Source organism: Stakelama saccharophila (genome assembly GCF_032229225.1).
Taxonomy (GTDB): domain Bacteria; phylum Pseudomonadota; class Alphaproteobacteria; order Sphingomonadales; family Sphingomonadaceae; genus Sphingomonas; species Sphingomonas saccharophila.
The window spans coordinates 350,429-371,352 of record NZ_CP135076.1; the positions used below are offsets into that span (position 1 = coordinate 350,429).

General features: G+C 64.3%; 24 protein-coding genes. 11 read left to right on the forward strand and 13 right to left on the reverse strand.

The genetic code is table 11. The annotated features are described in order from the left end of the window. Positions 1–85: 85 nt before the first annotated feature. The 9 genes from RPR59_RS01670 to RPR59_RS01710 are packed head-to-tail and all read right to left on the reverse strand — an operon-like array spanning position 86 to position 5,578. Positions 86–427: a DUF1491 family protein gene (locus RPR59_RS01670; RefSeq protein ID WP_313916008.1), complete on the reverse strand. Its 342-nt coding sequence runs from the start codon at positions 425–427 to the stop codon at positions 86–88. Beyond that, the gene (locus tag RPR59_RS01675) at positions 424–900 is read right to left on the reverse strand and encodes a PaaI family thioesterase (protein WP_313916010.1); all 477 of its coding nucleotides are present in this window, start codon (positions 898–900) and stop codon (positions 424–426) included. The genes RPR59_RS01670 and RPR59_RS01675 overlap by 4 nt, the downstream gene beginning before the upstream one ends. A gap of 4 nt (positions 901–904) precedes the next feature. Then, the gene (locus RPR59_RS01680; RefSeq protein WP_313916012.1) at positions 905–1,372 is read right to left on the reverse strand and encodes a PTS sugar transporter subunit IIA; all 468 of its coding nucleotides are present in this window, start codon (positions 1,370–1,372) and stop codon (positions 905–907) included. 57 nt (positions 1,373–1,429) lie between these two features. Continuing rightward, on the reverse strand, positions 1,430–2,017 hold the full coding sequence (gene hpf / locus RPR59_RS01685) for a ribosome hibernation-promoting factor, HPF/YfiA family (protein ID WP_313916014.1): 588 nt from the start codon (positions 2,015–2,017) through the stop codon (positions 1,430–1,432). 56 nt (positions 2,018–2,073) lie between these two features. After that, on the reverse strand, positions 2,074–2,760 hold the full coding sequence (gene dnaQ, locus RPR59_RS01690) for a DNA polymerase III subunit epsilon (protein WP_313916016.1): 687 nt from the start codon (positions 2,758–2,760) through the stop codon (positions 2,074–2,076). 7 nt (positions 2,761–2,767) lie between these two features. Continuing rightward, positions 2,768–3,361 (reverse strand): dephospho-CoA kinase, encoded by a 594-nt coding sequence (gene coaE / locus RPR59_RS01695; RefSeq protein ID WP_313916018.1) that lies wholly within the window; start codon positions 3,359–3,361, stop codon positions 2,768–2,770. Next, positions 3,358–4,170 (reverse strand): shikimate dehydrogenase family protein, encoded by an 813-nt coding sequence (locus tag RPR59_RS01700; RefSeq protein WP_313916021.1) that lies wholly within the window; start codon positions 4,168–4,170, stop codon positions 3,358–3,360. Before RPR59_RS01700 ends, coaE begins: the two co-directional genes overlap by 4 nt. Next, complete coding sequence (locus tag RPR59_RS01705; protein ID WP_313918275.1) at positions 4,167–4,721, reverse strand: Maf family protein; 555 nt, start codon at positions 4,719–4,721, stop codon at positions 4,167–4,169. The genes RPR59_RS01700 and RPR59_RS01705 overlap by 4 nt, the downstream gene beginning before the upstream one ends. 38 nt (positions 4,722–4,759) lie before the next feature. After that, a complete protein-coding gene (locus tag RPR59_RS01710) occupies positions 4,760–5,578 on the reverse strand; it encodes a pyruvate, water dikinase regulatory protein (protein ID WP_313916023.1) in 819 nt (272 codons plus the stop codon). A gap of 382 nt (positions 5,579–5,960) precedes the next feature. On the opposite strand from RPR59_RS01710, the gene hemE reads away from it, so the two are divergent. The 5 genes from hemE to RPR59_RS01735 all read left to right on the forward strand — a co-directional run bounded on the left by hemE (position 5,961) and on the right by RPR59_RS01735 (position 10,135). Further along, positions 5,961–6,929, forward strand: a complete 969-nt coding sequence (hemE, locus tag RPR59_RS01715; RefSeq protein WP_313918277.1) for a uroporphyrinogen decarboxylase — start codon at positions 5,961–5,963, stop codon at positions 6,927–6,929. Then, positions 6,926–7,381, forward strand: coding sequence for a CopD family protein (locus tag RPR59_RS01720; protein WP_313916025.1), 456 nt, complete (start codon positions 6,926–6,928; stop codon positions 7,379–7,381). Before hemE ends, RPR59_RS01720 begins: the two co-directional genes overlap by 4 nt. Positions 7,382–7,559: 178 nt before the next feature. Then, positions 7,560–8,816 carry a transcription termination factor Rho gene (rho, locus tag RPR59_RS01725; RefSeq protein ID WP_313916027.1) on the forward strand — a complete coding sequence of 419 codons (1,257 nt, stop codon included), beginning with the start codon at positions 7,560–7,562 and terminating at the stop codon, positions 8,814–8,816. 12 nt (positions 8,817–8,828) lie between these two features. Then, positions 8,829–9,476, forward strand: a complete 648-nt coding sequence (locus tag RPR59_RS01730; RefSeq protein WP_313916029.1) for a YjbE family putative metal transport protein — start codon at positions 8,829–8,831, stop codon at positions 9,474–9,476. A gap of 41 nt (positions 9,477–9,517) precedes the next feature. Continuing rightward, positions 9,518–10,135, forward strand: coding sequence for a YjbE family putative metal transport protein (locus RPR59_RS01735; protein WP_313916031.1), 618 nt, complete (start codon positions 9,518–9,520; stop codon positions 10,133–10,135). 23 nt (positions 10,136–10,158) lie between these two features. Here the strand turns inward: RPR59_RS01735 and RPR59_RS01740 are convergent, their stop codons facing one another. Further along, positions 10,159–10,860 carry a dienelactone hydrolase family protein gene (locus RPR59_RS01740; protein WP_313916033.1) on the reverse strand — a complete coding sequence of 234 codons (702 nt, stop codon included), beginning with the start codon at positions 10,858–10,860 and terminating at the stop codon, positions 10,159–10,161. Positions 10,861–11,015: 155 nt separating this feature from the next. Between RPR59_RS01740 and RPR59_RS01745 the strand changes: the two genes are divergently transcribed. The 6 genes from RPR59_RS01745 (at position 11,016) to RPR59_RS01770 (ending at position 16,752) form a co-directional block, all read left to right on the forward strand. Beyond that, entirely contained in the window at positions 11,016–11,246 is a 231-nt protein-coding gene (locus RPR59_RS01745; protein ID WP_313916035.1) for a DUF6489 family protein, read from the forward strand. 2 nt (positions 11,247–11,248) lie between these two features. Continuing rightward, positions 11,249–12,547 (forward strand): tRNA uridine-5-carboxymethylaminomethyl(34) synthesis GTPase MnmE, encoded by a 1,299-nt coding sequence (gene mnmE, locus RPR59_RS01750; protein WP_313916037.1) that lies wholly within the window; start codon positions 11,249–11,251, stop codon positions 12,545–12,547. 62 nt (positions 12,548–12,609) lie between these two features. Continuing rightward, positions 12,610–14,457, forward strand: coding sequence for a tRNA uridine-5-carboxymethylaminomethyl(34) synthesis enzyme MnmG (gene mnmG, locus RPR59_RS01755; RefSeq protein ID WP_313916039.1), 1,848 nt, complete (start codon positions 12,610–12,612; stop codon positions 14,455–14,457). Beyond that, a complete protein-coding gene (gene rsmG, locus RPR59_RS01760; RefSeq protein WP_313916041.1) occupies positions 14,454–15,068 on the forward strand; it encodes a 16S rRNA (guanine(527)-N(7))-methyltransferase RsmG in 615 nt (204 codons plus the stop codon). Before mnmG ends, rsmG begins: the two co-directional genes overlap by 4 nt. Then, a complete protein-coding gene (locus RPR59_RS01765; protein ID WP_313916043.1) occupies positions 15,065–15,844 on the forward strand; it encodes a ParA family protein in 780 nt (259 codons plus the stop codon). The genes rsmG and RPR59_RS01765 overlap by 4 nt, the downstream gene beginning before the upstream one ends. Next, the gene (locus tag RPR59_RS01770) at positions 15,841–16,752 is read left to right on the forward strand and encodes a ParB/RepB/Spo0J family partition protein (protein ID WP_313916045.1); all 912 of its coding nucleotides are present in this window, start codon (positions 15,841–15,843) and stop codon (positions 16,750–16,752) included. Before RPR59_RS01765 ends, RPR59_RS01770 begins: the two co-directional genes overlap by 4 nt. Before the next feature lie 16 nt (positions 16,753–16,768). Here RPR59_RS01770 and holA read toward each other — a convergent pair whose 3' ends face one another. The 3 genes from holA to leuS are packed head-to-tail and all read right to left on the reverse strand — an operon-like array spanning position 16,769 to position 20,909. Beyond that, the gene (holA, locus tag RPR59_RS01775) at positions 16,769–17,791 is read right to left on the reverse strand and encodes a DNA polymerase III subunit delta (RefSeq protein ID WP_313916047.1); all 1,023 of its coding nucleotides are present in this window, start codon (positions 17,789–17,791) and stop codon (positions 16,769–16,771) included. Then, the gene (lptE, locus tag RPR59_RS01780) at positions 17,788–18,297 is read right to left on the reverse strand and encodes an LPS assembly lipoprotein LptE (protein ID WP_313916049.1); all 510 of its coding nucleotides are present in this window, start codon (positions 18,295–18,297) and stop codon (positions 17,788–17,790) included. Before lptE ends, holA begins: the two co-directional genes overlap by 4 nt. Further along, positions 18,294–20,909, reverse strand: coding sequence for a leucine--tRNA ligase (gene leuS, locus RPR59_RS01785; RefSeq protein WP_313916051.1), 2,616 nt, complete (start codon positions 20,907–20,909; stop codon positions 18,294–18,296). The genes lptE and leuS overlap by 4 nt, the downstream gene beginning before the upstream one ends. Positions 20,910–20,924 lie beyond the last annotated feature (15 nt).

Here is a 20,924-nt window from a genome sequence, read left to right on the forward strand (position 1 = left end):
TACGTTGCCGACAGGTGGAATGTCACCCATGCCGGCCCAACGCATTCATCGTTGCGCGGCCTAATCGTTTCGCGGGCGCACAAAGTCAACCCGAAACGATCGTTTCAGCGGCAAGGCGTTCCGCCGCTGCGATATCCAACTCGACCACCCAGAGATCGGGGTCGTTACGGCATCGGCGTTGCCAATAGTCATTGATATCATGGGGCGTTTCCGCATTCGCCGGACCGGCCTCGGCCAGTCGATAGCGCCCGTCGAAATCCATAAGGCGCTCCAGAAAGCGCGGATTCACGCCGCGGTCGAGCAGCAGGAGCAGGATCGCACCCGATATCGCATCCCCCCGCGCCAGCACGGCGCCGCTGCCGCCCTCGGCATGCACGCGCCGCAGCAGCGCCTTGACCACGAATTCGCTCGTCAGGCGCGCGGTCACGATGCCGTCCGATAGCCGTCCAGCCCTGCCAGCGGGATTTTGGAACGCATGAAAGTACCGGTTCCCCGCGCGGTTTCCTCTCCCTGCCCGTCGACGAGTCGCGCCTCCGCCACCAGCACCCGGCGCGATCCGCTGATCCAGCGGCCCTCGGCCACGAATCGGCCGGCGCGCATCGGCCGCGTGAGCAGCAGGTTGAACGCCGTGGTCAACAGAAACCGGTCGGTAACCAGGCTGTTGGCGGCATAGAAGGCGGCATCGTCGAGCATCTTGAAATAAATCGTGCCGTGCGCCGCGCCTGCCGCGTGAAAATGGCGCTCGTCGGCCTCGAAATGAATGGCGGACCGGCCACTGCAGGATATCTCCAGCCGCGACTCGAACAGCCGGTTGATCGGCGCCGCGCCATATAGCGATTCCAGCGCCCGGAAGTGGGCCGATTCGGCCGCCTGATCCCGCGTTGCCGAATCGCCGGGCATTCGCTCAGGCTGCGTCACGCGCTTCCGAATCGCTCAGCAGCGCGTACAGCGCGTCGTCGGAGCCGGCGCCGCGCAATTTTTCGGCGAAGCTGCGGTCGCGCAACATCCGCGAAACCCGCGCCAGCGCCTTCAGATGCGCCGCGCCCGCCTGTGCCGGCGAAATGAGCATGAAGACGAGGTCGACCGGCAGGTCGTCCACCGAATCGAAATCGACCGGCTCCTCCAGCCGAAGAAACGCGCCGTGAATCGTCCTCAATCCTTCGATGCGGGCGTGGGGCAAGGCGATTCCCGCACCGCAGCCGGTCGACACCAGGCGCTCGCGCTCTACCAGAAGGCGCTCAACGGTCCGGGCGTCGAGTCCCCATTGCTCGTGAGCGAGTTTTCCCAGTTGCTGGAACAAGGACTTGCGGCTGCCGACGGACACGGCGGAAAACACCGTCTCCGGCGACAATATCGTACTTAAATCGTTCATTTTTATTCCGTCTGGCCGCTGGAACGCCGCGGTCCAACCTGATCGCTTCAGCGCGCGCTACTGCTTCGTGCTGTCCGGTTCGACCCAACCGATCGAACCGTCGCGGCGGCGATATACCATGTTGTGCAATCCTGTCCCGATATTCCGGAACAGCAAGGCGGTGGTATCGCGCAGGTCGAGCATCATCACTGCATCGGACACGCTGGCATCCGGAATATCGGTGCGCGTTTCGGCGATGATCAGCGGCGCGTCCTCGGCTTCCTCTTCTGCATCGCCGCTATTGAACACGGTATATCCGGCATTGTCATAGGTCGCGGCCTCGGCCGCTGCCTTGATTGCATGGTTGTTCCGGTCCTTCAGCCGGCGCATGTATCGGCGAAGCTGCTTTTCGATCTTGTCGGCCGCGCCATCGAATGCGTTGTGCGCATCCTGCGCTTCGTTCGTGCCCTTCAGCACCAGGCCCTGCATCACATGGGCGACGATGTCGCAGGTAAAACCGTGATCGTGCGGTCCTTTACCGAAGGTCGCGTGCGACATGATGGCTCGGGAAAAATATTTGTCCGCGATCGCCTGAAGCCGGTCCTCGACGTGGCGCTTCAGCGCGTCGCCGGTTTCGACCTGATGACCCGATACCCGGATATCCATATTTTCCTCCTGGCAGAAAGCGGCATGCGGAGCAGCATCCGCGCCGCTAGACATGATCAAGATGCGGTCGCTTCCCAAAGGGGATCGCGAATACTCTCCATGAACGCTGCGTGGCGGGAAAGTTCCTCGGCCGTCGGACGAAACCGGCGGGGCGGACGCGGTGTGCTTTCGACCGTCTCGGATGCCGCGATCGCTTCCGTCGAAACCTCGCGGACGAGGCCGAGGCCGATCTGCCGCCCGCCCATCAGCTCGACATAAACCTGCGCCAAGAGCTGCGCATCGAGCAAGGCGCCGTGAAGCACGCGGCGGCTGCGATCGATGCCGAACCGGACGCACAGCGCATCGAGCGTGTGCTTGGCACCCGGGTGGCGCGTACGCGCAATGGCAAGCGTGTCGACCATCCGTTCCATCGCGATCGCTTCGCGCGCACAGAGGCCGAGTTCCCCGTTCAGGAAGCCGAAGTCGAAACTCGCATTATGCGCGACCAGCGGGCTGTCGCCGATAAAGTCCAGCAGCTCGGCCGCCCCGTCGGCAAAGCGCGGCTTGTCGGACAGGAAGGCATCGGAAAGCCCGTGTACCGCCTGCGCCTCCGCCGGCACCGGCCGTCCCGGATTGAAATAGGCGTGGAACGTACGGCCCGTCTCCACCCGGTTGACGATCTCGACACAACCGATCTCGACGAGCCGGTCTCCCCCCGGGAAGCTGAGCCCGGTGGTTTCGGTATCGAAGACGATCTCGCGCATGGGCTGATTATTCACCGCTACCGGGCACGAGGCAAGCGATCAAACGCCGTACCGCCTCCCTCGTTCGGGCCGGATCGACGCCGGTGTCGATCACATGGTCCGACCGGCGGCGCTTTTCGGCGTCGGGCATCTGCTTGGCGAGGATGGCCGCGAATCGCTCCGGCGTCATACCGGGGCGAGCGAGCACGCGGGCGCGCTGTACCTCGGCCGGCGCGCTTACCGTGACGATGGCGTCAACGGTGTCCGCGCTACCGGTTTCGAACAATAACGGTATGTCCAGCGCGACGAGCGGCTCGCCCGCATGCTCGGTCACGAATCGGTCGCGCTCGGCCGCCACTGCCGGGTGCATGATCGCCTCCAGCCGCCGCAATGCTTCCGGGTCGCCGAATACGGCAGCGCCAAGGGCCGTCCGGTCCACCCCGGCGGCGCCGGTCGTTCCCGGGAAGGCCGACTCGATCGCCGGCAGCACCGCGCCGCCCGGCCCCTGCAGACGATGAACCGCGGCGTCGGCATCGAAGACCGGCACGCCTTCGGCGGCGAACATCGCCGCGACGGTCGACTTGCCCATGCCGATCGAGCCGGTGAGGCCCAGCCGGATCATCCCGTCAGCTTTTCGCGCAGCGTTTCGTCCAGATCACGCGGGGGCGCCGTGTCGAACAGGATCTCGAACGCGATCGCCGCCTGACCGATCAGCATTTCCAGGCCGTCCACCGTTTCCAGCCCGCGTGCATGCGCGCGCGACAGCAGATCGGTTTCCAGCGGAGCATAGACGATATCATAGACGATCGCTTCGTCGGGCAGGGGAGCAAGATCAATGTCGAGCGGCGCCTGCCCGGCCATTCCCAGCGCGCTCGCATTGACCAGCAGATCGACCGGCGGAACCGGCGCGTCGAGCGGTACAGCGTCACCCTTCAACCCGAATTGCGCCAGCAGGCCCGCGGCCTTGAGCGGGGTACGGTTGAAGATCGTCACGCGCCCGACCTCCAGCCGCGACAGCGCGAACAGCACCGCGCGCGCCGCGCCCCCGGCGCCAATCAGTCCGACATGCGCGCCCGCCATGTCCATTCCCGAAATCGGCGCGAAGAACCCGCCCGCGTCGGTATTGGTGCCGAACAGATCGCCGCGTTCGTCGCGCGCGGCAAGATTGATCGCGCCGATCGACTCCCGCACGCCGCCGGGATCACCGACATGATCGAGCGCCGCCTGCTTGTGCGGCAGGGTGATATTGCATCCGCGCCATGCCGGATCGGCCCGGCGCGCCGCGAAATAGGCGGCCAGTTCTTCCGGTCGGACATGGTGCGCGCGGTATTCGGCATCGATTTCCAGATGCTTCAGCCAGAAATTGTGAATTACCGGTGATTTGGAGTGCGCGATCGGATCGCCGATCACCTCTGCATAAACTTGCGTCATGACGTCAGGACCCCGCGCGTGCGCAGATAATCGAGGATCGGCAGCAGCGGCATGCCGAGGATGGTGAAATAGTCTCCCTGGATACGCGAAAAGAGCTGCACGCCCATTGCTTCCAGCCGATAGCAGCCGACGCAGCCGGATATCGCCGGCCATTCGGCATCGAGATAGCGCTCGATGAACGCATCGGAGAGGGTACGAACGTGCATCTGCGCCGTTGCGACGTGGCGCCATACCGGCCGGCGGTCTTCGGCAATCACCGCCGCGCTGATCAGCTTGTGGCTGCGGCCGGACAACATCTGCAGATGCCGCCTCGCGGCGTCGCGATCGACGGGCTTGTCGAGATACGTGCCGTCTTCCAGCGCCGCGATCGAATCGCCGCCGAGCACGAGCGCACCCGGCGTCCGGCCGCTGACGCGCAGGGCTTTCATCTCGGCCAGGGCATCGGCGAAGTCGCGCGGCGGCAGGCTCTCGGCGACGAGCGTCCGTTTGAGCGCATCTTCGTCGACACCGCTCGCCATCGCCTCGTGCGGGACGCCCGCATCGGTCAGCATCGCCCGGCGGGACGCGCTTCGGGATGCCAGGATCAGCTTCACGGCGCCTCGCCCCTGCCGCGCTCACCGCACAGCTTGATGATAGCCGCCGCCGTCTCCTCGATCGAACGCCGCGTGACGTCGATCACCGGCCAGCCATTGTCCCCGAACAGGCGCCGCGCATGGGCGACTTCGCGCGCGACGGCATCGTGGTCGACATATTCGGTCTCGCGCCCCTCGTTGAGCTGCAGCAGCCGGTTGCGCCGCACCTGGATCAGGCGTTCGGCACTCGTCGTCAGCCCGACGATCAGCGGATGTTTGAGCTTGAAGAGCAGGTCGGGCGGCGGCGATTCCAGGACGATCGGGATGTTCGCCGTCTTGAACCCGCGATTGGCGAGATAGATCGATGTCGGCGTCTTCGACGAGCGCGACACGCCGACCAGGAGGATATCGGCTTCCTCCCAATCTTCCCAGCCCAGCCCGTCATCGTGCGCAATGGTGAACTGAATGGCATCGACGCGCGCGAAATAGGCGGCGTCGAGCGTGTGCTGGCGGCCGGGCCGGGCCTTGGCTTCCTGACCGAGCAGCGTCGACAGGGCGTCGTTCACCGAATCGAGCGGCGCCACCGCCGGCAGACCCATGGTGCGGCAGCGATCCTCCAGGGTGCGGCGGATATCGGTATTGACCAGCGTGAAGAGCACGAGACCCGGATTCTGCGCGATCTCTTCCAGGATACGCTCGAGATGCGCCTCGCTGCGCACCATCGGCCAGAAATGGCGCAGCGTTTCGACATCGTCATATTGCGCCAGCGCCGCCTTGGCGATGTTCTCCAGCGTCTCGCCGGTGGAATCGGAGAGGAGGTGCAGGTGAAGCCGCATGGCCGTCAGGACAAACCTGTGGAAAACATGAGGACGGGCGCTAGCGCAACACGCCGCGTCCGCCAAGCATGCGGACGAGATCGATTCCGTCCAGATTCCATCCACAGCCAATCGACATCACAGTCCTTAGTCCACATGCTGTGGAAAACGGGGACGCCGTTCCTCGAATCCCGACGCTGCCGAACGACGCCCGGAGTCAAGCTGTTGGCATTTCGGGACGGACCCCATACATCCCCGGTTCCACACGCCAACAACCTCAACATCCTTTCTTTAAAGATTCCTAGATTCTTGTAGGGGCTTTCCACTGACCGGAAACGCGAACTCGAAACCGGTGCTTTCGGTGCTGAAGGGCGATCAGGTGGATCGTCGTCCGATCTGGTTGATGCGACAGGCCGGGCGCTATCTTCCCGAATATCGCGCCTTACGAGCGGAAAAGGGCGGTTTCCTGGACCTGGTGCAGGACAGCGAAAGCGCGGCGGAGGTGACGCTGCAACCGATCCGTCGGTTCGGCTTCGATGCCGCCATCCTGTTTTCCGACATCCTGATGATCCCCCGCGCGCTGGGCCAGGATCTCTGGTTCGTCAGCGGAGAGGGGCCGCGCCTGGCGCCGCTGTGCGACACGCGGCAGGCGATCGATGCGCTCGGCCCCGACAATTTGTCCGTGCTCGACCCGGTATATGAAACGGTGCGCAGGGTGGCCGCCGCGCTGCCCGCAGAAACGACGTTCCTCGGATTTGCCGGCAGTCCGTGGACGGTCGCAACGTATATGATCGCCGGCCAGGGCAGTCGCGAACAGGCGCGGGCGCGGCGGCTGGCTTATGCCGATCCGGGGGCGATGACGGTCCTGATCGATCGCATTGCGGATGCGACGATACGCTATCTGCTGGGGCAGATCGAAGCGGGGGTGGATGCGGTGCAGTTGTTCGATAGCTGGTCGGGCAGCCTGTCGCCCGAACAGTTCGAGCGCTGGGTCGTCGCGCCCACCGCGCGCATCGTCGGCGCCCTGCGATCGGCGGCGCCGGGGACACCGATCATCGGCTTTCCCAAGGGTGCCGGCGGAAAGATCGCCGCCTATGTCCGCGAAACGGGAATCGATGCGGTCGGGCTGGATGAAACGGTGGATCCCGTCTGGGCCGCCGCCACGCTTCCGGCCGATTTTCCGGTGCAGGGCAATCTCGATCCGCTGGCGCTCGTCGCCGGCGGCGAAACGCTGGACCATGCAGTCGACCGCATTCTTGGCGCGTTTCGGGGCCGGCCGCATATCTTCAATCTCGGGCACGGCATCCAGCAGGACACGCCGATCGCCCATGTCGAACGCCTGCTGACGCGGATAAGAGGGGAAAGAGCATGACCGGCTGGCTCGGATCGGCCTATCTTTGGGTGATTGCCGCACATATCATCTTCGTCATCTTCTGGATGGCGGGGCTGTTCATCTTTCCCCGCTATCTCGTCCATCACCAGGAAGGGCTGGACGATCCGGCCGAACCTGCGCGGTGGGTGGCGCGCGAGGGCAAGCTGCGCCGGATGATCCTCACCCCGTCGCTGATCCTGGTCTGGGTGCTGGGCCTGATGCTCGCGGCCAATGACGGCCTGTTCGACGGTGCCGCCGGTCTGGGCTGGCTTCATGCGAAATTGGCGCTCGTGATCCTCCTGTCGGGCTATCACGGCTGGATGGTGGGCTATGCGCGCAAGCTGCAGTCGGGCAAGCCGGCCTTTCGGGCACGCACGCTGCGGATGCTGAACGAAGTGCCGGCGGTCTTCGTCGCGCTGATCGTGATCCTGGCGGTGGTGAAGCCGTTCTGATCCCGCCCGGCAGTGCCCCTGCGGAAATCTTGACTTGGATTCGGCCGCGCCTTAAGTGCAGAAACGTCGCCGTGCGGATTCTACGCGTGGCGGAACACCCTTCCCACATTGCCGTTCGTGCAATCGCACCAGCTTTCCAGACCGGCACTCGCACAACATATTAGGCGAATCCGAACCGATGCATCTCAAGGATCTCAAGAAAAAGGCGCCTGCCGAACTCGTAGAAATGGCGGAATCGCTGGGCGTCGAAGGCGCCTCGACCATGCGCAAACAGGATCTCATGTTCGCGATCCTGAAGGTGCAGGCCGAACAGGGCGAACAGATCATGGGGCTGGGCACCATCGAGGTGTTGTCCGATGGCTTCGGCTTTCTGCGCTCGCCCGAGGCGAACTATCTCGCAGGACCGGACGATATCTACGTTTCGCCCAACCAGGTCCGAAAGTTCGGCCTGCGCACCGGCGATACCGTCGAGGGCGAGATCCGCGGTCCCAAGGACGGCGAGCGCTATTTCGCCCTGACGAAGCTGCTCAAGGTCAATTTCGACGATCCCGATGTCGTTCGCCACCGCGTCAATTTCGACAATCTGACGCCGCTTTATCCGGAAAAGAAGCTCACGCTCGATCCGCAGGACCCGACCGTCAAGGACAAGTCGGCGCGCGTCATCGACATCGTCAGCCCGCAGGGCAAGGGGCAGCGCTCGCTGATCGTCGCGCCGCCGCGCGTCGGCAAGACGGTGCTGCTGCAGAACATCGCCAAGGCGATCACCGACAATCATCCGGAAGTCTTCCTCATCGTACTGCTGATCGACGAGCGGCCGGAGGAAGTGACCGACATGCAGCGCTCGGTGAATGGCGAGGTGATTTCCTCCACCTTCGACGAACCGGCGCAGCGCCACGTCCAGGTCGCCGAGATGGTGATCGAAAAGGCCAAGCGCCTGGTCGAGCACAAGCACGACGTCGTCATCCTGCTCGATTCGATCACGCGCCTCGGTCGCGCCTACAACACCGTGGTGCCGAGCTCGGGCAAGGTGCTGACCGGCGGTGTCGATGCCAACGCGCTGCAGCGGCCGAAGCGCTTCTTCGGTGCCGCGCGCAATATCGAAGAGGGCGGTTCGCTTTCGATCATCGCCACCGCGCTGATCGACACCGGCAGCCGCATGGACGAGGTCATCTTCGAGGAATTCAAGGGCACCGGCAATTCCGAGATCGTTCTCGACCGCAAGGTTGCCGACAAGCGCATCTTCCCCGCGCTCGATGTCGGAAAATCGGGCACGCGCAAGGAAGAGCTGCTGGTCGACAAGGCGACGCTGTCGAAGATGTGGGTGCTTCGCCGTATCCTCATGCAGATGGGCACGATCGACGCGATGGAATTCCTTCTCGACAAGATGAAGGATTCGAAGACCAACGAGGATTTCTTCGCATCGATGAACCAGTAAGGTTCGTCTCTGGTGTTCGATTTCGGCGACATCTTCACCGCCGCCGGCCTCGCCGTGCTGGGGCAGGTGATCATGATCGACCTGACGCTCGCCGGCGACAATGTGGTGGTGCTGGGCTCGCTGGCGGCGGGCCTGCCGCCGGCGGAGCGCAAGAAGGTGCTTGGCATCGGCGTCGGGATCGCGCTTGTTTTTTTGATCGGTTTCGCGCTGGTCGCCACCCAGTTGCTGCACGTCATCGGCCTGTTGTTCGCCGGCGGGCTGCTATTGCTGTGGGTCGCGTGGAAGCTGTTTCGCGAATTGCATCCCGCTCCCGCGCCGGCACCCGTGGACGATCCCACCACGCCGGAGATCGAAGGGCCGCGCGCGTCCCGTTCCTTCGGTCGTGCCATTCTCTCGGTGACGCTCGCCGACCTGTCGATGAGCCTCGACAACGTGCTGGCCGTCGCCGGCACCGCGCGGGAGCATCCGGCGGTGCTATTCGTCGGTCTCGCCTTTTCCGTGACGTTGATGGCGGTTGCCGCCAACTTCGTCGCGCGCATCATCGAGCGCTATCACTGGATCATCTATATCGGCCTGGCCGTGATTCTCTACGTGGCGGGCAGGATGATCTATGACGGCATCGTCGATCCGCAGGTCGGGCTGATGGTGCTGATGCGCTGAGGCTTGCCGCACAGGGCGGTCTTGGCTATCGGCGCTGTACCATGGATTTCGGATCGCTGTTCACGGCCGACGCACTGTCGGTGCTGGCCCAGGTCATCATGATCGACCTCGTGCTGGCGGGCGACAATGCCGTTGTCGTCGGCGCGCTTGCGGCCGGCTTGCCGCGCGACCAGCAGAAGAAGGTCATCCTCGTCGGAATCGGCGCGGCGCTCGTGCTGCGGATCGGGTTTGCGCTCATCGCGACGCAATTGCTTCAGGTGATCGGCCTCCTTCTCGCCGGCGGGATCCTGCTCCTGTGGGTCGCATGGCGGATGTGGCGGGAGCTTCATGTCGGGCAGGCAGAGGAAGATGCCGGAACCAAGCAGGCCAAGACCTTTGCCGGCGCGGCCTGGGCGGTGGCTCTGGCGGACGTCAGCATGAGCCTGGACAATGTGCTCGGTGTCGCCGGAGCGGCGCGCGACCATCCGGCGATTCTCGTCTTTGGTCTGATCTTCTCGGTCGCGGTGATGGGGCTCGCAGCGAACGTCATTGCGAAGTTCATCGATCGCTATCGCTGGATCGGATATCTCGGGCTGGCCGTCATCGTCTATGTCGCCGGCAAGATGATCTACCAGGGCATCGTCGACCGCGATATCGGCATCCTGCAGCTCGTCGCCTGACGCGCCGCAGGAAAGGCGACGGCCTAGCCGAGATGTTCGGCAAAGAACGCGGCGGTTCGCCGATCGGCCAGATCGGCCGATGCGGGAGAGCGCCGGGCCCCCATTTCGGTGGCGAATCCGTGATCCTCGCCCGGATAGTCGTGCAGGACCACCTTCGGATGATCGTCGAGCCCGGCATGTATGCGTGCCTGCGCGTCCTTGTCGACGAAATGGTCTTCCTGCGGAATGTGGAGCATTACAGGCTTCGCAATCGCCTTTGATTCACCTAATAGGTTATCTATTCCGACGCCGTAATAGCCGACACTGGCATCCACATCGGTGCGCGCGGCGGTCATGAAGGCAAGGCGCCCGCCCAGGCAATAGCCGACCGCACCCACCTTGCCGCCATCGCAGCGCAGGCGCGCTTCCTTGATCGTCGCCTCGATATCGCGCACCCCCTGATCCTGGTCGAATTGTTCCATCAGCGAAAATGCCCGCTGCAACTGGGGTTCGATATCGGGGCCGAGTTCGATCCCGGGTTCGAGCCGCCAGAACAGGTCCGGCGCGATGGCGAGATAGCCTGCCTCTGCCAGCCTGTCGCATTTCCGGCGAATGCCAGCGTTGACGCCGAAGATTTCCTGGATCACCACGATGGCGGCCTTCGGGCGGCGCCCTTGCGGTGTGGCGCAATAGCCGTCGAATTCGCCCGAGCCATCGAGCGTGGAAATGCGGGTCATCTGCGTCATGGCTGCCTCCGGTGCTATATCGCGCCTCCAGGTCATACCGCGACGCCGCGGTGCGACCAACCCTGGGAACGGGCGACGGAGAAACGGCTTGGCATTGCTCGCAAGCCCCTGATCGACGCATAGAAGAAAGCCGGATCGCGGCGATGGGAGCGAATATGAAGATCAATATCGATGTCGATTGCACGCCGGAGGAGGCGCGCCGGGCCATGGGGCTGCCTGACTTCACGCCGGTGCATGACCGCTACATCCAGATGATGCTCGAATCGGTGGAGAAGGGAGCCGCCCCCGAAGCGCTGGAGTCGATGATGCGGAACTGGGCGCCGATGGGTGAGGCCGGGATGCAGATGTGGCGCAAGATATTCGATACGGGAAAAACGGGCGACTGAGCGTGGATACCATCTTCGCGTTGTCGAGCGGCGCACCGCCGGCGGCGATTGGCGTCATCCGCATCAGCGGCGTCGATGCCGCCGAAGCAGCCAGGCGCTTTGTGGCGCCTGCCGGGTCGCTGCCGGAACCGCGGCGTGCGGTTCTGCGCCGCTTGTACGATCCCGATACCAAGATGCTGCTCGACGAAGCGTTACTTCTTTGGTTTCGGGCGCCGCACAGCGCGACGGGGGAAGATCTCGTGGAGCTTCACGTTCACGGTGGTCGTGCCGTTGTCGATGCGGTGCAGGGTGCGCTCGCACGCCAGGCCGGCTTGCGCCATGCCGAACCGGGCGAGTTTACCCGCCGCGCCCTTATGGCAGGACGCATGGATCTGACCCAGGCCGAGGGTCTTGGCGACCTTTTGACTGCGCAGACAGAAGCCGCACGCGTCGCCGCCATGGGAACGATGCGTGGGACGGTGCGGCATGCTGCGGAAGCCTGGCAGGCAGCGTTGCTCGCGCTGGCTGCACGCGTGGAAGCGGTGCTCGACCATGCCGACGAAGACGATGTCGAGGAGGAGCGGGAACTGGCCGCGGTACGGTCCGGCACTGCGGACCTGGCTGCGGATATGGGGAGTCGGCTCGACAATCCGCCGGTCGAACGCCTCCAGGAGGGGGTACGGGTGATCCTGGCCGGGCCGCCCAATAGCGGCAAGTCGACGCTGCTGAATCGGATGTCCGAACAGGAAGCTGCGATCGTATCGCCGATTGCGGGGACGACGCGCGACCGTATCGATGTCGCCTTGCGCCGCGCGGGCAAGGCGTTCGTCTTCACCGACACGGCGGGGCTCGTCGACGCAACCGACGATCCGATCGAGCGTATCGGGATAGAACGCAGCAAGGATGCCATCGGACGCGCGGACATCATTGTCTGGCTTGGAGACGGGCCGCCGCCGGATGCCGCAGCGGAAATTCTCAAGATCCATTCGCGTGCCGACGAGGCGGGCAGGGGCGATGCGCCGAGCGACCGCATCTCCGTGTCGGCAGTGACGGGACAGGGCATCGACGCATTGTGGCGCGCCATAGAGAAGACGGCGGCAAGCCTCCTTCCGCGGCTTGACGTGCTCGTTCTCAATCGGCGGCAACGGTCGCTGCTGGAGGAGGCAAGGGTGGCGCTGACTGCGGTCGCTGGCGTCGAGGACCCGCTTGTCCTTGCCGAGCAGCTCCGCCTTGCGATGCGGAGTATCGACCGGGTAACCGGCAAGGCGGACGTCGAGGCAATGCTGGATTCCCTGTTTTCCCGTTTCTGCATTGGCAAGTAGCCAGCGAGCGTTCCACGTGGAACATTTTGACCGGTACCGGGAAACCGGGTAGCGCGTCAGTCATGCAGCATTTCGATGTTATCGTCGTGGGCGGCGGTCACGCCGGTGCCGAGGCGGCCGCCATAGCCGCACGCCGTGGCGCTCGGGTGGCAATGGTGACGTTCGATGCCACGAAGATCGGCGCAATGTCCTGCAATCCGGCGATTGGTGGTTTGGGCAAGGGCCACCTCGTACGCGAGGTCGACGCTTTCGACGGGCTGATGGCCCGCGCGGCCGATGCTGCCGCTATCCATTACCGCATGCTCAACCGCAGCAAGGGTGCGGCCGTCCGGGGACCGCGGATCCAGGCCGACCGGCGGCTCTATGCAGCGGCGGTCCAGCATATGCTGAATTCGCAGCCCGGCGTAACAATCATTGAAGGTGAAGCGGCCGAGCTGGTCATGCGGTCGGATCGGGTCGTCGGCCTTCGTCTCGGCGACGGGACCACGGTTCGGGCCGCAGCCACGATTCTCGCGACCGGTACGTTTCTGGGTGGACGCCTGTTTCGAGGCGAGGAGCGTTATGCCGGCGGCCGGATCGACGAGCGCAGCGCCACCGCGCTCGGTGAGCAACTGTACCGGCTCGGCTTGCCGATGTCGCGGCTGAAGACCGGCACACCGCCGCGGCTGGACGGGCGCACGATCGACTGGGGGAGGCTCGAAGTGCAATCTTCGGATGCCGAACCCTGGACCATGTCGGCGCTGACGGCGCAGCGCCAGGTTCCGCAGCTTTTCTGCGCGGTCGCCCGAACCAATCGCGAAACCCACGAGATTATCTCTGGCGCGGCCCACCGCTCGCCTTTGTTCAGCGGCGCGATCGGCGCTGTCGGCCCGCGTTACTGTCCTTCGATCGAGGATAAGGTCAAGCGCTTCGGCGACCGCGATGGGCATCAGATTTTCCTCGAACCCGAAGGCTTGGGTACGACGCTGGTCTATCCCAACGGAATTTCCACATCTCTGCCGCGCGATATCCAGGCCGCATTCCTGCGCACGATTACCGGATTGGAGCGCGCGGAAATCGTTCTACCCGGTTACGCGGTCGAGTATGACTATATCGACCCGCGTGCGCTGTCGCGGACGCTGCGGGTGCGTGAACTGGACGGCCTGTATTTCGCTGGACAGATCAACGGCACGACCGGCTATGAGGAGGCAGCGGCTCAGGGCTTGGTCGCCGGTGCGAACGCCGCCGCAGCCGCGCTGGACCTGGAACCGATGCTGCCCGATCGGGCGATGAGCTATACCGGCGTCCTTGTCGACGACCTGGTGGTGCAGGGGGTTACCGAACCGTATCGCATGCTCACAGCAAGGGCCGAGTATCGCCTTCGCCTGCGCGCTGACAACGCTGAGACCCGTCTCGGGCCGGAAGCCCGGCGTCTTGGGTGCCTTGGTACGGAACGCTTGGCACATCAGGTCGCAAAGGCCGACGCGCGGGCGGAGGTCGATCGGACACTTTCAATGATGTTCAGCGCAAAAGCGCTGCGTGATCGGGGGGCCGAGGTTCCGCTCGACGCCGGAACGATGGCGGCATTCGACTGGTTGCGCTTCCCGTCGGTGGAATGGCGGCATCTGAGCAACAACGCTGCCGGTGCAGACGACCGAAGGGATATCATTGCAGAGGCCGTGGAGGACGCACGCTATGCGCCTTATCTCTTGCGTCAGGAAAGCGAACTCGCCGAACTGCGGGCTAATGATGGGGTAAACCTTCCTGCCGAATTGCGATATGACGACGTTCCGGGACTCTCCGCCGAAATGATCGAGCGGCTGACCATGGTCAGGCCGGAGACGTTGGGGGAGGCCGGTCGGATTCGCGGAATCACGCCTGCTGCGCTCTCCGCGATCTTGCTGCACGCGAAGCGACGCCGCGCCGCATGACGGAGGAGGAGGCCAGATCCTGGATCTCCGATCGCTACGGTGTTTCACGTGAAACGGTATTGGAGCGATTGGCCGAAGCGGTGGCGATCGAGAACAGGTCTCAGAACTTGATCGCCGGCTCAACCGTAGATTCGATGTGGAGCCGGCATATCGTCGATTCGGCGCAGCTATTGCCGTTGGCTCCTGATCGGGGCATTTGGGTCGATGTCGGAAGTGGCGCCGGGTTTCCTGGAATGGTGGTCGCAGCCCTGAGCGGCCGCAAGGTGACTTTGATCGAACCGCGGCGGCGGCGCGCCGAGTTTCTGGCGACGCTTGCCGAGAAACTCGATCTGCCCAATGTCACCATCATACAATCAAGCGTCGAAAAGGCACCGGCGCCTGCGAGAGTGGCCGCGATTTCGGCTCGAGCGGTGGCTTCGCTCGATGCCTTGTTCACGAAGGCGGCCCATCTTGCAGATGCCGATACGCTATGGCTGCTTCCGAAAGGACGTTCCGCCAAATCGGAACTGGATGCTGCGCGGCAAGCATGGCAAGGTTCGTTCCACGTGGAACAAAGCATCACGGATGCCCAGTCGCGAATAATTGTCGCTCGAAAGGTCAGGCCCCGATGATCTGTATCGCTATCGCCAATCAGAAGGGTGGGGTGGGCAAGACCACCACGGCCATCAACGTCGGGACGGCATTGGCGGCCATAGGATTGCGGGTGCTGCTGCTTGATCTGGACCCGCAGGGCAACGCCTCAACAGGACTTGGCATCAACCAGTCCGACCGGGGAAAATCGACCTACGACCTGCTCGTCCGGGAAACTTCCGTCCGTGACGCCGCGGTGGCCACCAAGATTCCCCGGTTGGACATCGTACCCGCAACCGTCGATCTCTCCGGTGCCGAAATCGAGCTGGTCGAATTCGATGCGCGGACTCACCGGCTCGATCGCGCAATGGCTCGCGATGCGGACAATTGGGATGTTGTGTTGATCGATTGCCCGCCGTCGCTCGGCCTGCTGACGATGAACGCCATGGTGGCATCGCATGCGCTGCTTGTGCCGCTGCAATGTGAATTCTTTGCGCTCGAAGGACTGAGCCAGCTTCTCAATACAGTCGAGCGGATTCGCTCGCGGTTCAACCCTGGATTGTCGATCATCGGTGTTGTCCTGACCATGTTCGATCGTCGGAACCGGCTCACTGATCAGGTATCGGCCGACGTCCGGGCCGTGCTCGGGAAAGTGGTGTTTGAAACCGTTATTCCGCGCAACGTACGGTTGTCGGAGGCCCCCAGTCACGGCGTGCCGGCATTGATCTACGACCATCGCTGCCCCGGCTCGGAAGCCTATATCGCGCTGGCCAGGGAACTGATCGGCCGTATGCCCGAATCGGCGGAGGCTGCATGACCGACGAGCAGGCATCGAACCGCAAGGCACGACCCGGCCTCGGACGTGGCCTCAGTGCCCTGATGGGCGATATCGCGCGCGAAGAATCGATCGGTGGTGAGCGTGCCCCGGCCGGAATCCGGATGCTACCCGTCAGTGCCCTGACGCCGCATCCCGATCAGCCCCGCCGCCATTTCGACGATGATGCGATCGGTGAGCTTGCCAATTCGATTGCCAATCGCGGCCTGATCCAGCCGATCATCGTGCGACCGCACGGTAAGGATTATCAGATCGTCGCGGGCGAGCGGCGGTGGCGTGCAGCACAGCGCGCCCGGCTTCACGACGTCCCCGTCATCGTCCGGGAGCTGAGCGATGCCGAGACTCTGGAAATTGCGCTCGTCGAGAATATCCAGCGCCAGGATCTCAACGCGATCGAAGAAGCGGACGCGTACCGCAAGCTGATCGAAGAATTCGGCCATACCCAGGAGGCGCTGTCAAAGCTGATCGGCAAATCGCGCAGCCATATCGCCAACCTGATGCGGCTTCTGGATCTGCCGGCAACGGTCCGGCGGATGGTGATCGACGGCGATATACAGATGGGCCATGCGCGGGCGCTCATCTCCGCACCCGATCCGGTTACGCTCGCCGAACAGGTGCGGGACAAGGGCCTGACGGTACGTCAGGCGGAACGTCTCGCCCGCAACACAGGCGGCGGGCGCGGAAAAGGTGGTTCGCAAGGGCGCGGCTCCGGTACGACCGGCGCAGGCGCCAACGCCGACATCGCTGCTCTGGAGCAGCAATTGGGCGATGTCCTGGGCCTCAAGGTCAGCATCGCCCATGCGGAATCAGGCGGAACGCTGGCGATCAGTTACTCGACGCTGGACCAGCTCGATATGGTATGTCAGCGGCTGAGCGGTGAGCGCATCTGATAGCGAAGATCGGCCGTTACCGCCGCGACCGGGCGGCGGCACGCGCCATCGCCAGCACCATCTGATCGGCGAAGATAGTGTCGAGCGTTGAATGAGCGAGTGTCGCCCGCTCGGCTTCGCGAATACGGTGTAGCGCATGGGCGATTTGATCGGACCGCCATGAACGAAGCGCGCGCGCGGTCGGGGCGCGTTCGCGAAAGAAAATCCGGTTTCGGCCTATCGCGTCCTCAATGCTGGCGCCGGCATCCACCTCCGCGCGCAGTTTGGCGAGCGTCAGCATTTTGCGCGCCAGTTGCCGCAGCAGTGCGATGACCGAAACGCCGGCATCTTCGAGCGCCTGCATTTCCTCGCCGGCCCTGGCGGCGTCGCCAGCCACGATCGCGTCGATCGCACCGTATAATTCGGCCGAATCGAGACTCGCGCCGATGGCCTCCAGCACCGCCCCGTCAGCTTCGCGGGGCTTGTCCGGAGTCGCATCGAGGTACAGGCAAAGCTTGTCGATTTCCTTTGCGAGGACCGCGCGATCTCCGCCGGTCGCCTCCCACAGGGTCGCAGCGGCAGCGGTCGTGAGGCGTACGCCCTGATCGGCCGCCATCGTCGCGGCGAGACGGGCCGCTGCGGCTCCTTCCGGCACGTAGCAGCCGGTGCTGATGGCGATCGGCGACGCTATCGCCAGCTTTACGAGCTTGCCCGACGTCTTGACTCCCGGCGCAATGACGACCACCGGGTTGCCGGCCTGTGGCGCATCGAGGAGGCGTTGCGCGGCCTCTCCGATCTCCTCGCCGGCGCCGGTCACGCGAATATACCGGCTGCCGCCGAATAACGACAGGGACGCCGCCTCGTCGATCAGCCGGCCGGGCGATCCGCGCAGGCTGGCGGGATCCATGTCCACCCGCTCGACGTCATCGCCTAGGTGATCGGCCAGCCGATCGGCGAGTGCCGTGGCTCCGGCCTCGTCCGGGCCGTGGAACAGGTAAAGCCGGATGTCGGCGGACGGACGATCGAGCCGGGCACCGATCTGGCCCGGCTGCACCTTCACGACCCGTCCCCGCTTTCGGTGGTGCCATAGCGCGCGATCCGACCGACGATCTGGTTCGCGACGATGTTGGCGAGCCGCTCGAGCGCGCTCTCTTCCGCAGCGATCGTGGCATATTCGGATCCCACGACGTCGATCCCCGCATCCGATCCGGCGGTATCGTCCAGCACCACCGCCCCCGTGGAGAGGTCGATCAATTGATATCGCGCCCGCAGCGTGCGGCGTTCGCGCGTGATGGCGTCGTCACGGCGGACGCCCAGCCCGATGATGTCGTCGTCCAGGGCCACGGCCAAGCGATAGCGCGGCGCGATGCCGTCCTGCGTGTTCAGCCGATCGCGCAGCGCATTGGTCACGAGCCAGCCATTCTTGCCGGCAACGGGGTCGACCTGAACCGCGGCCAGGGTTCTCGCCACCGTCCCGTCGCCGCCTCCGCCATAAAGCGGATGCAGCCCGCCACAACCGCTCAGCGGCAGCAATAACGCGAGGGCGGGAAGGGATAGCTTCTTCATGCCACCAGATTCACCAGCCGGTCGGGCACCACGATCACCTTGCGGGGCGGTTTCCCGTCCAGGCTGCGCAGCACCTTGTCGGATGCGAGCGCGGCGGATTCGACATCGGCCCTGGCTGCGCCCTTGGGCATGATCAGCGTATCGCGCAGCTTGCCGTTGATCTGGATCGCGATCGTCACCTCGTCGTCGACCAATAGGGCGGCATCGACCTCGGGCCAGGCGGCGTCGGCGACGAGCCCGTCACCTCCCATCGCCGCCCATGCTTCCTCGGCGATATGCGGCGCCATCGGCGCCACGATGCGCACCAGCGTACGGATCGCACCCACGCGCGATGCGGACGGCTTGGCCTTCTCGATCGCGCCCACCAGCTCGTAGAGTTTGGCGACCGCCTTGTTGAACGACAGTTCCTCGATGTCCTCGGCGACGCCGGCGATCGTCCGATGCAGCTTGCGGTCGAGCGCCTTGTCTTCGCCTTCGGCCGCTTCCAGCCCGTCGAACAGCCGCCACAGCCGTTGGACGAAGCGCCACGCGCCCTCGATACCGCTTTCCGACCATTCCAGGTCGCGCTCGGGCGGCGAGTCCGACAGCATGAACCACCGCACCGCATCCGCGCCATATTGCTCGACGATCGGACCGGGATCGACGGTATTCTTCTTCGATTTCGACATCTTCTCGACGCGACCGACGGTGATCGGCCTGCCCGTCGATTTTTGACGAAGTTCGCCATCAACCCTTTCGAGATCGTCGGGACCAACCCAATAGAACGATTTCGCGTCGGCCGCGCCATTACCAGTATCCGCGGATGCTCGATAGGTCTCGTGCGTGACCATGCCCTGCGTGAACAGTCCGGCGAACGGTTCGGCGATGTCGAGCTTGCCCATGCGCCTGAGCGCGCGCGTCCAGAACCGCGCATAGAGCAGGTGCAGGATCGCGTGTTCCACGCCACCGATATATTGTTTCACCGGGAGCCACTGTTCTGCAATTTCCTTGTCGAATGGCCGATCGACCGGTTGGCTGGCGAAGCGGATGAAATACCAGGATGAATCGACAAAGGTGTCGAGCGTATCGGTTTCCCGCTGCGCCGCCGCGCCGCACGTCGGACAATCGACGTGCTTCCAGCTTGGATGACGGTCGAGCGGATTGCCCGGTACGTCAAAGCTGACATCTTCAGGCAACTCGACGGGAAGCTGATCGCGCGGCACCGGCACCGGCCCGCATGTCCCGCAATGGATGATCGGAATGGGCGTACCCCAGTAACGCTGACGCGAAACGCCCCAGTCGCGCAGCCGCCAGACGGTCGTGCCCGCACCCCAGCCGTCGGCCTCGGCCCGCGCGATCACCGCGCGCTTGGCATCGGCGATGTCCATGCCGTCCAGAAATTGCGAATTCACCAGTGTGCCGGGGCCGGTATAGGCCTCGTCGCCGTGAAATTCGACCGATTCCTCCGCACCGTCGCTGACCACGCGCCGCACTTGCAGGCCGTATTTGCGCGCGAAATCCAGGTCGCGCTGGTCGTGCGCCGGCACGCCGAATACCGCGCCGACGCCGTACTCCATCAGCACGAAATTGGCGATATAGACGGGAAGCTTCCAGTCGGGATCGAGGGGATGCGTCGCGGTCAGCCCGGTGTCGTAGCCCAGCTTTTCCTGCGTTTCGATCTCGGCCGCGCTGGTCCCGCCGGCGCGGCATTTCTCGGCGAAGGCCGCAACCTCTTCATTGCCTTCGGCCAGTTTCAGCGCCAGCGGATGATCCGCCGCCACCGCGACGAAACTCGCGCCGAAGATCGTGTCGGGCCGGGTGGTGAAGACCTCGACCGCCTCTGTCCCCCTCCCGCTTGCGGGAGGGGCCAGGGGAGGGTTTGTCTCGCTGGCATCATGCCCTCCCGCAGCGAGGAGGGGAGAAGAAAGCTGAAACCGGAAGCGCAGTCCTTGCGACTTGCCGATCCAGTTCTCCTGCATCAGCTTGACCTTGTCGGGCCAGTGCTCGAGCCCCGCGAGACCCTCCAGCAGCTCGTCGGCGAAGTCGGTGATTTTGAGGAACCACTGGCTCAGCTTGCGCCGCTCCACCGTCGCGCCCGATCGCCAGCCCTTGCCGTCGATCACCTGTTCATTGGCGAGCACGGTCATGTCGACCGGGTCCCAATTGACCGCCGATTCCTTGCGATAGACCAGACCCGCCTCGACCATGTCGAGGAACAGCGCCTGTTCGTGGCCGTAATATTCGGGGTCGCAGGTGGCGAATTCCCGGCTCCAGTCGAGCCCGAAGCCGATGCGCTTCAACTGCGCGCGCATCGCCCCGATATTCTGATAGGTCCAGGCGCCGGGATGGACGCCTTTTTCCATCGCCGCATTTTCCGCGGGCATGCCGAACGCGTCCCAGCCCATCGGATGGAGCACTTCCATGCCCTTCATCCGGCGGAAGCGGGCGAGCACGTCGCCCATCGTATAGTTGCGGACATGGCCCATGTGGATCTTCCCCGACGGATAGGGAAACATCTCCAGCACATAGCTTTTCGGCCGCGGGCTATCATCCTTCGCGGCGAAGGTGCGGCGTTCTTCCCAGACCGCCTGCCATGCCGCGTCTGCCTTCAGCGCGTTGAAACGCGACGCCATGAAGTCCCTTTCGCT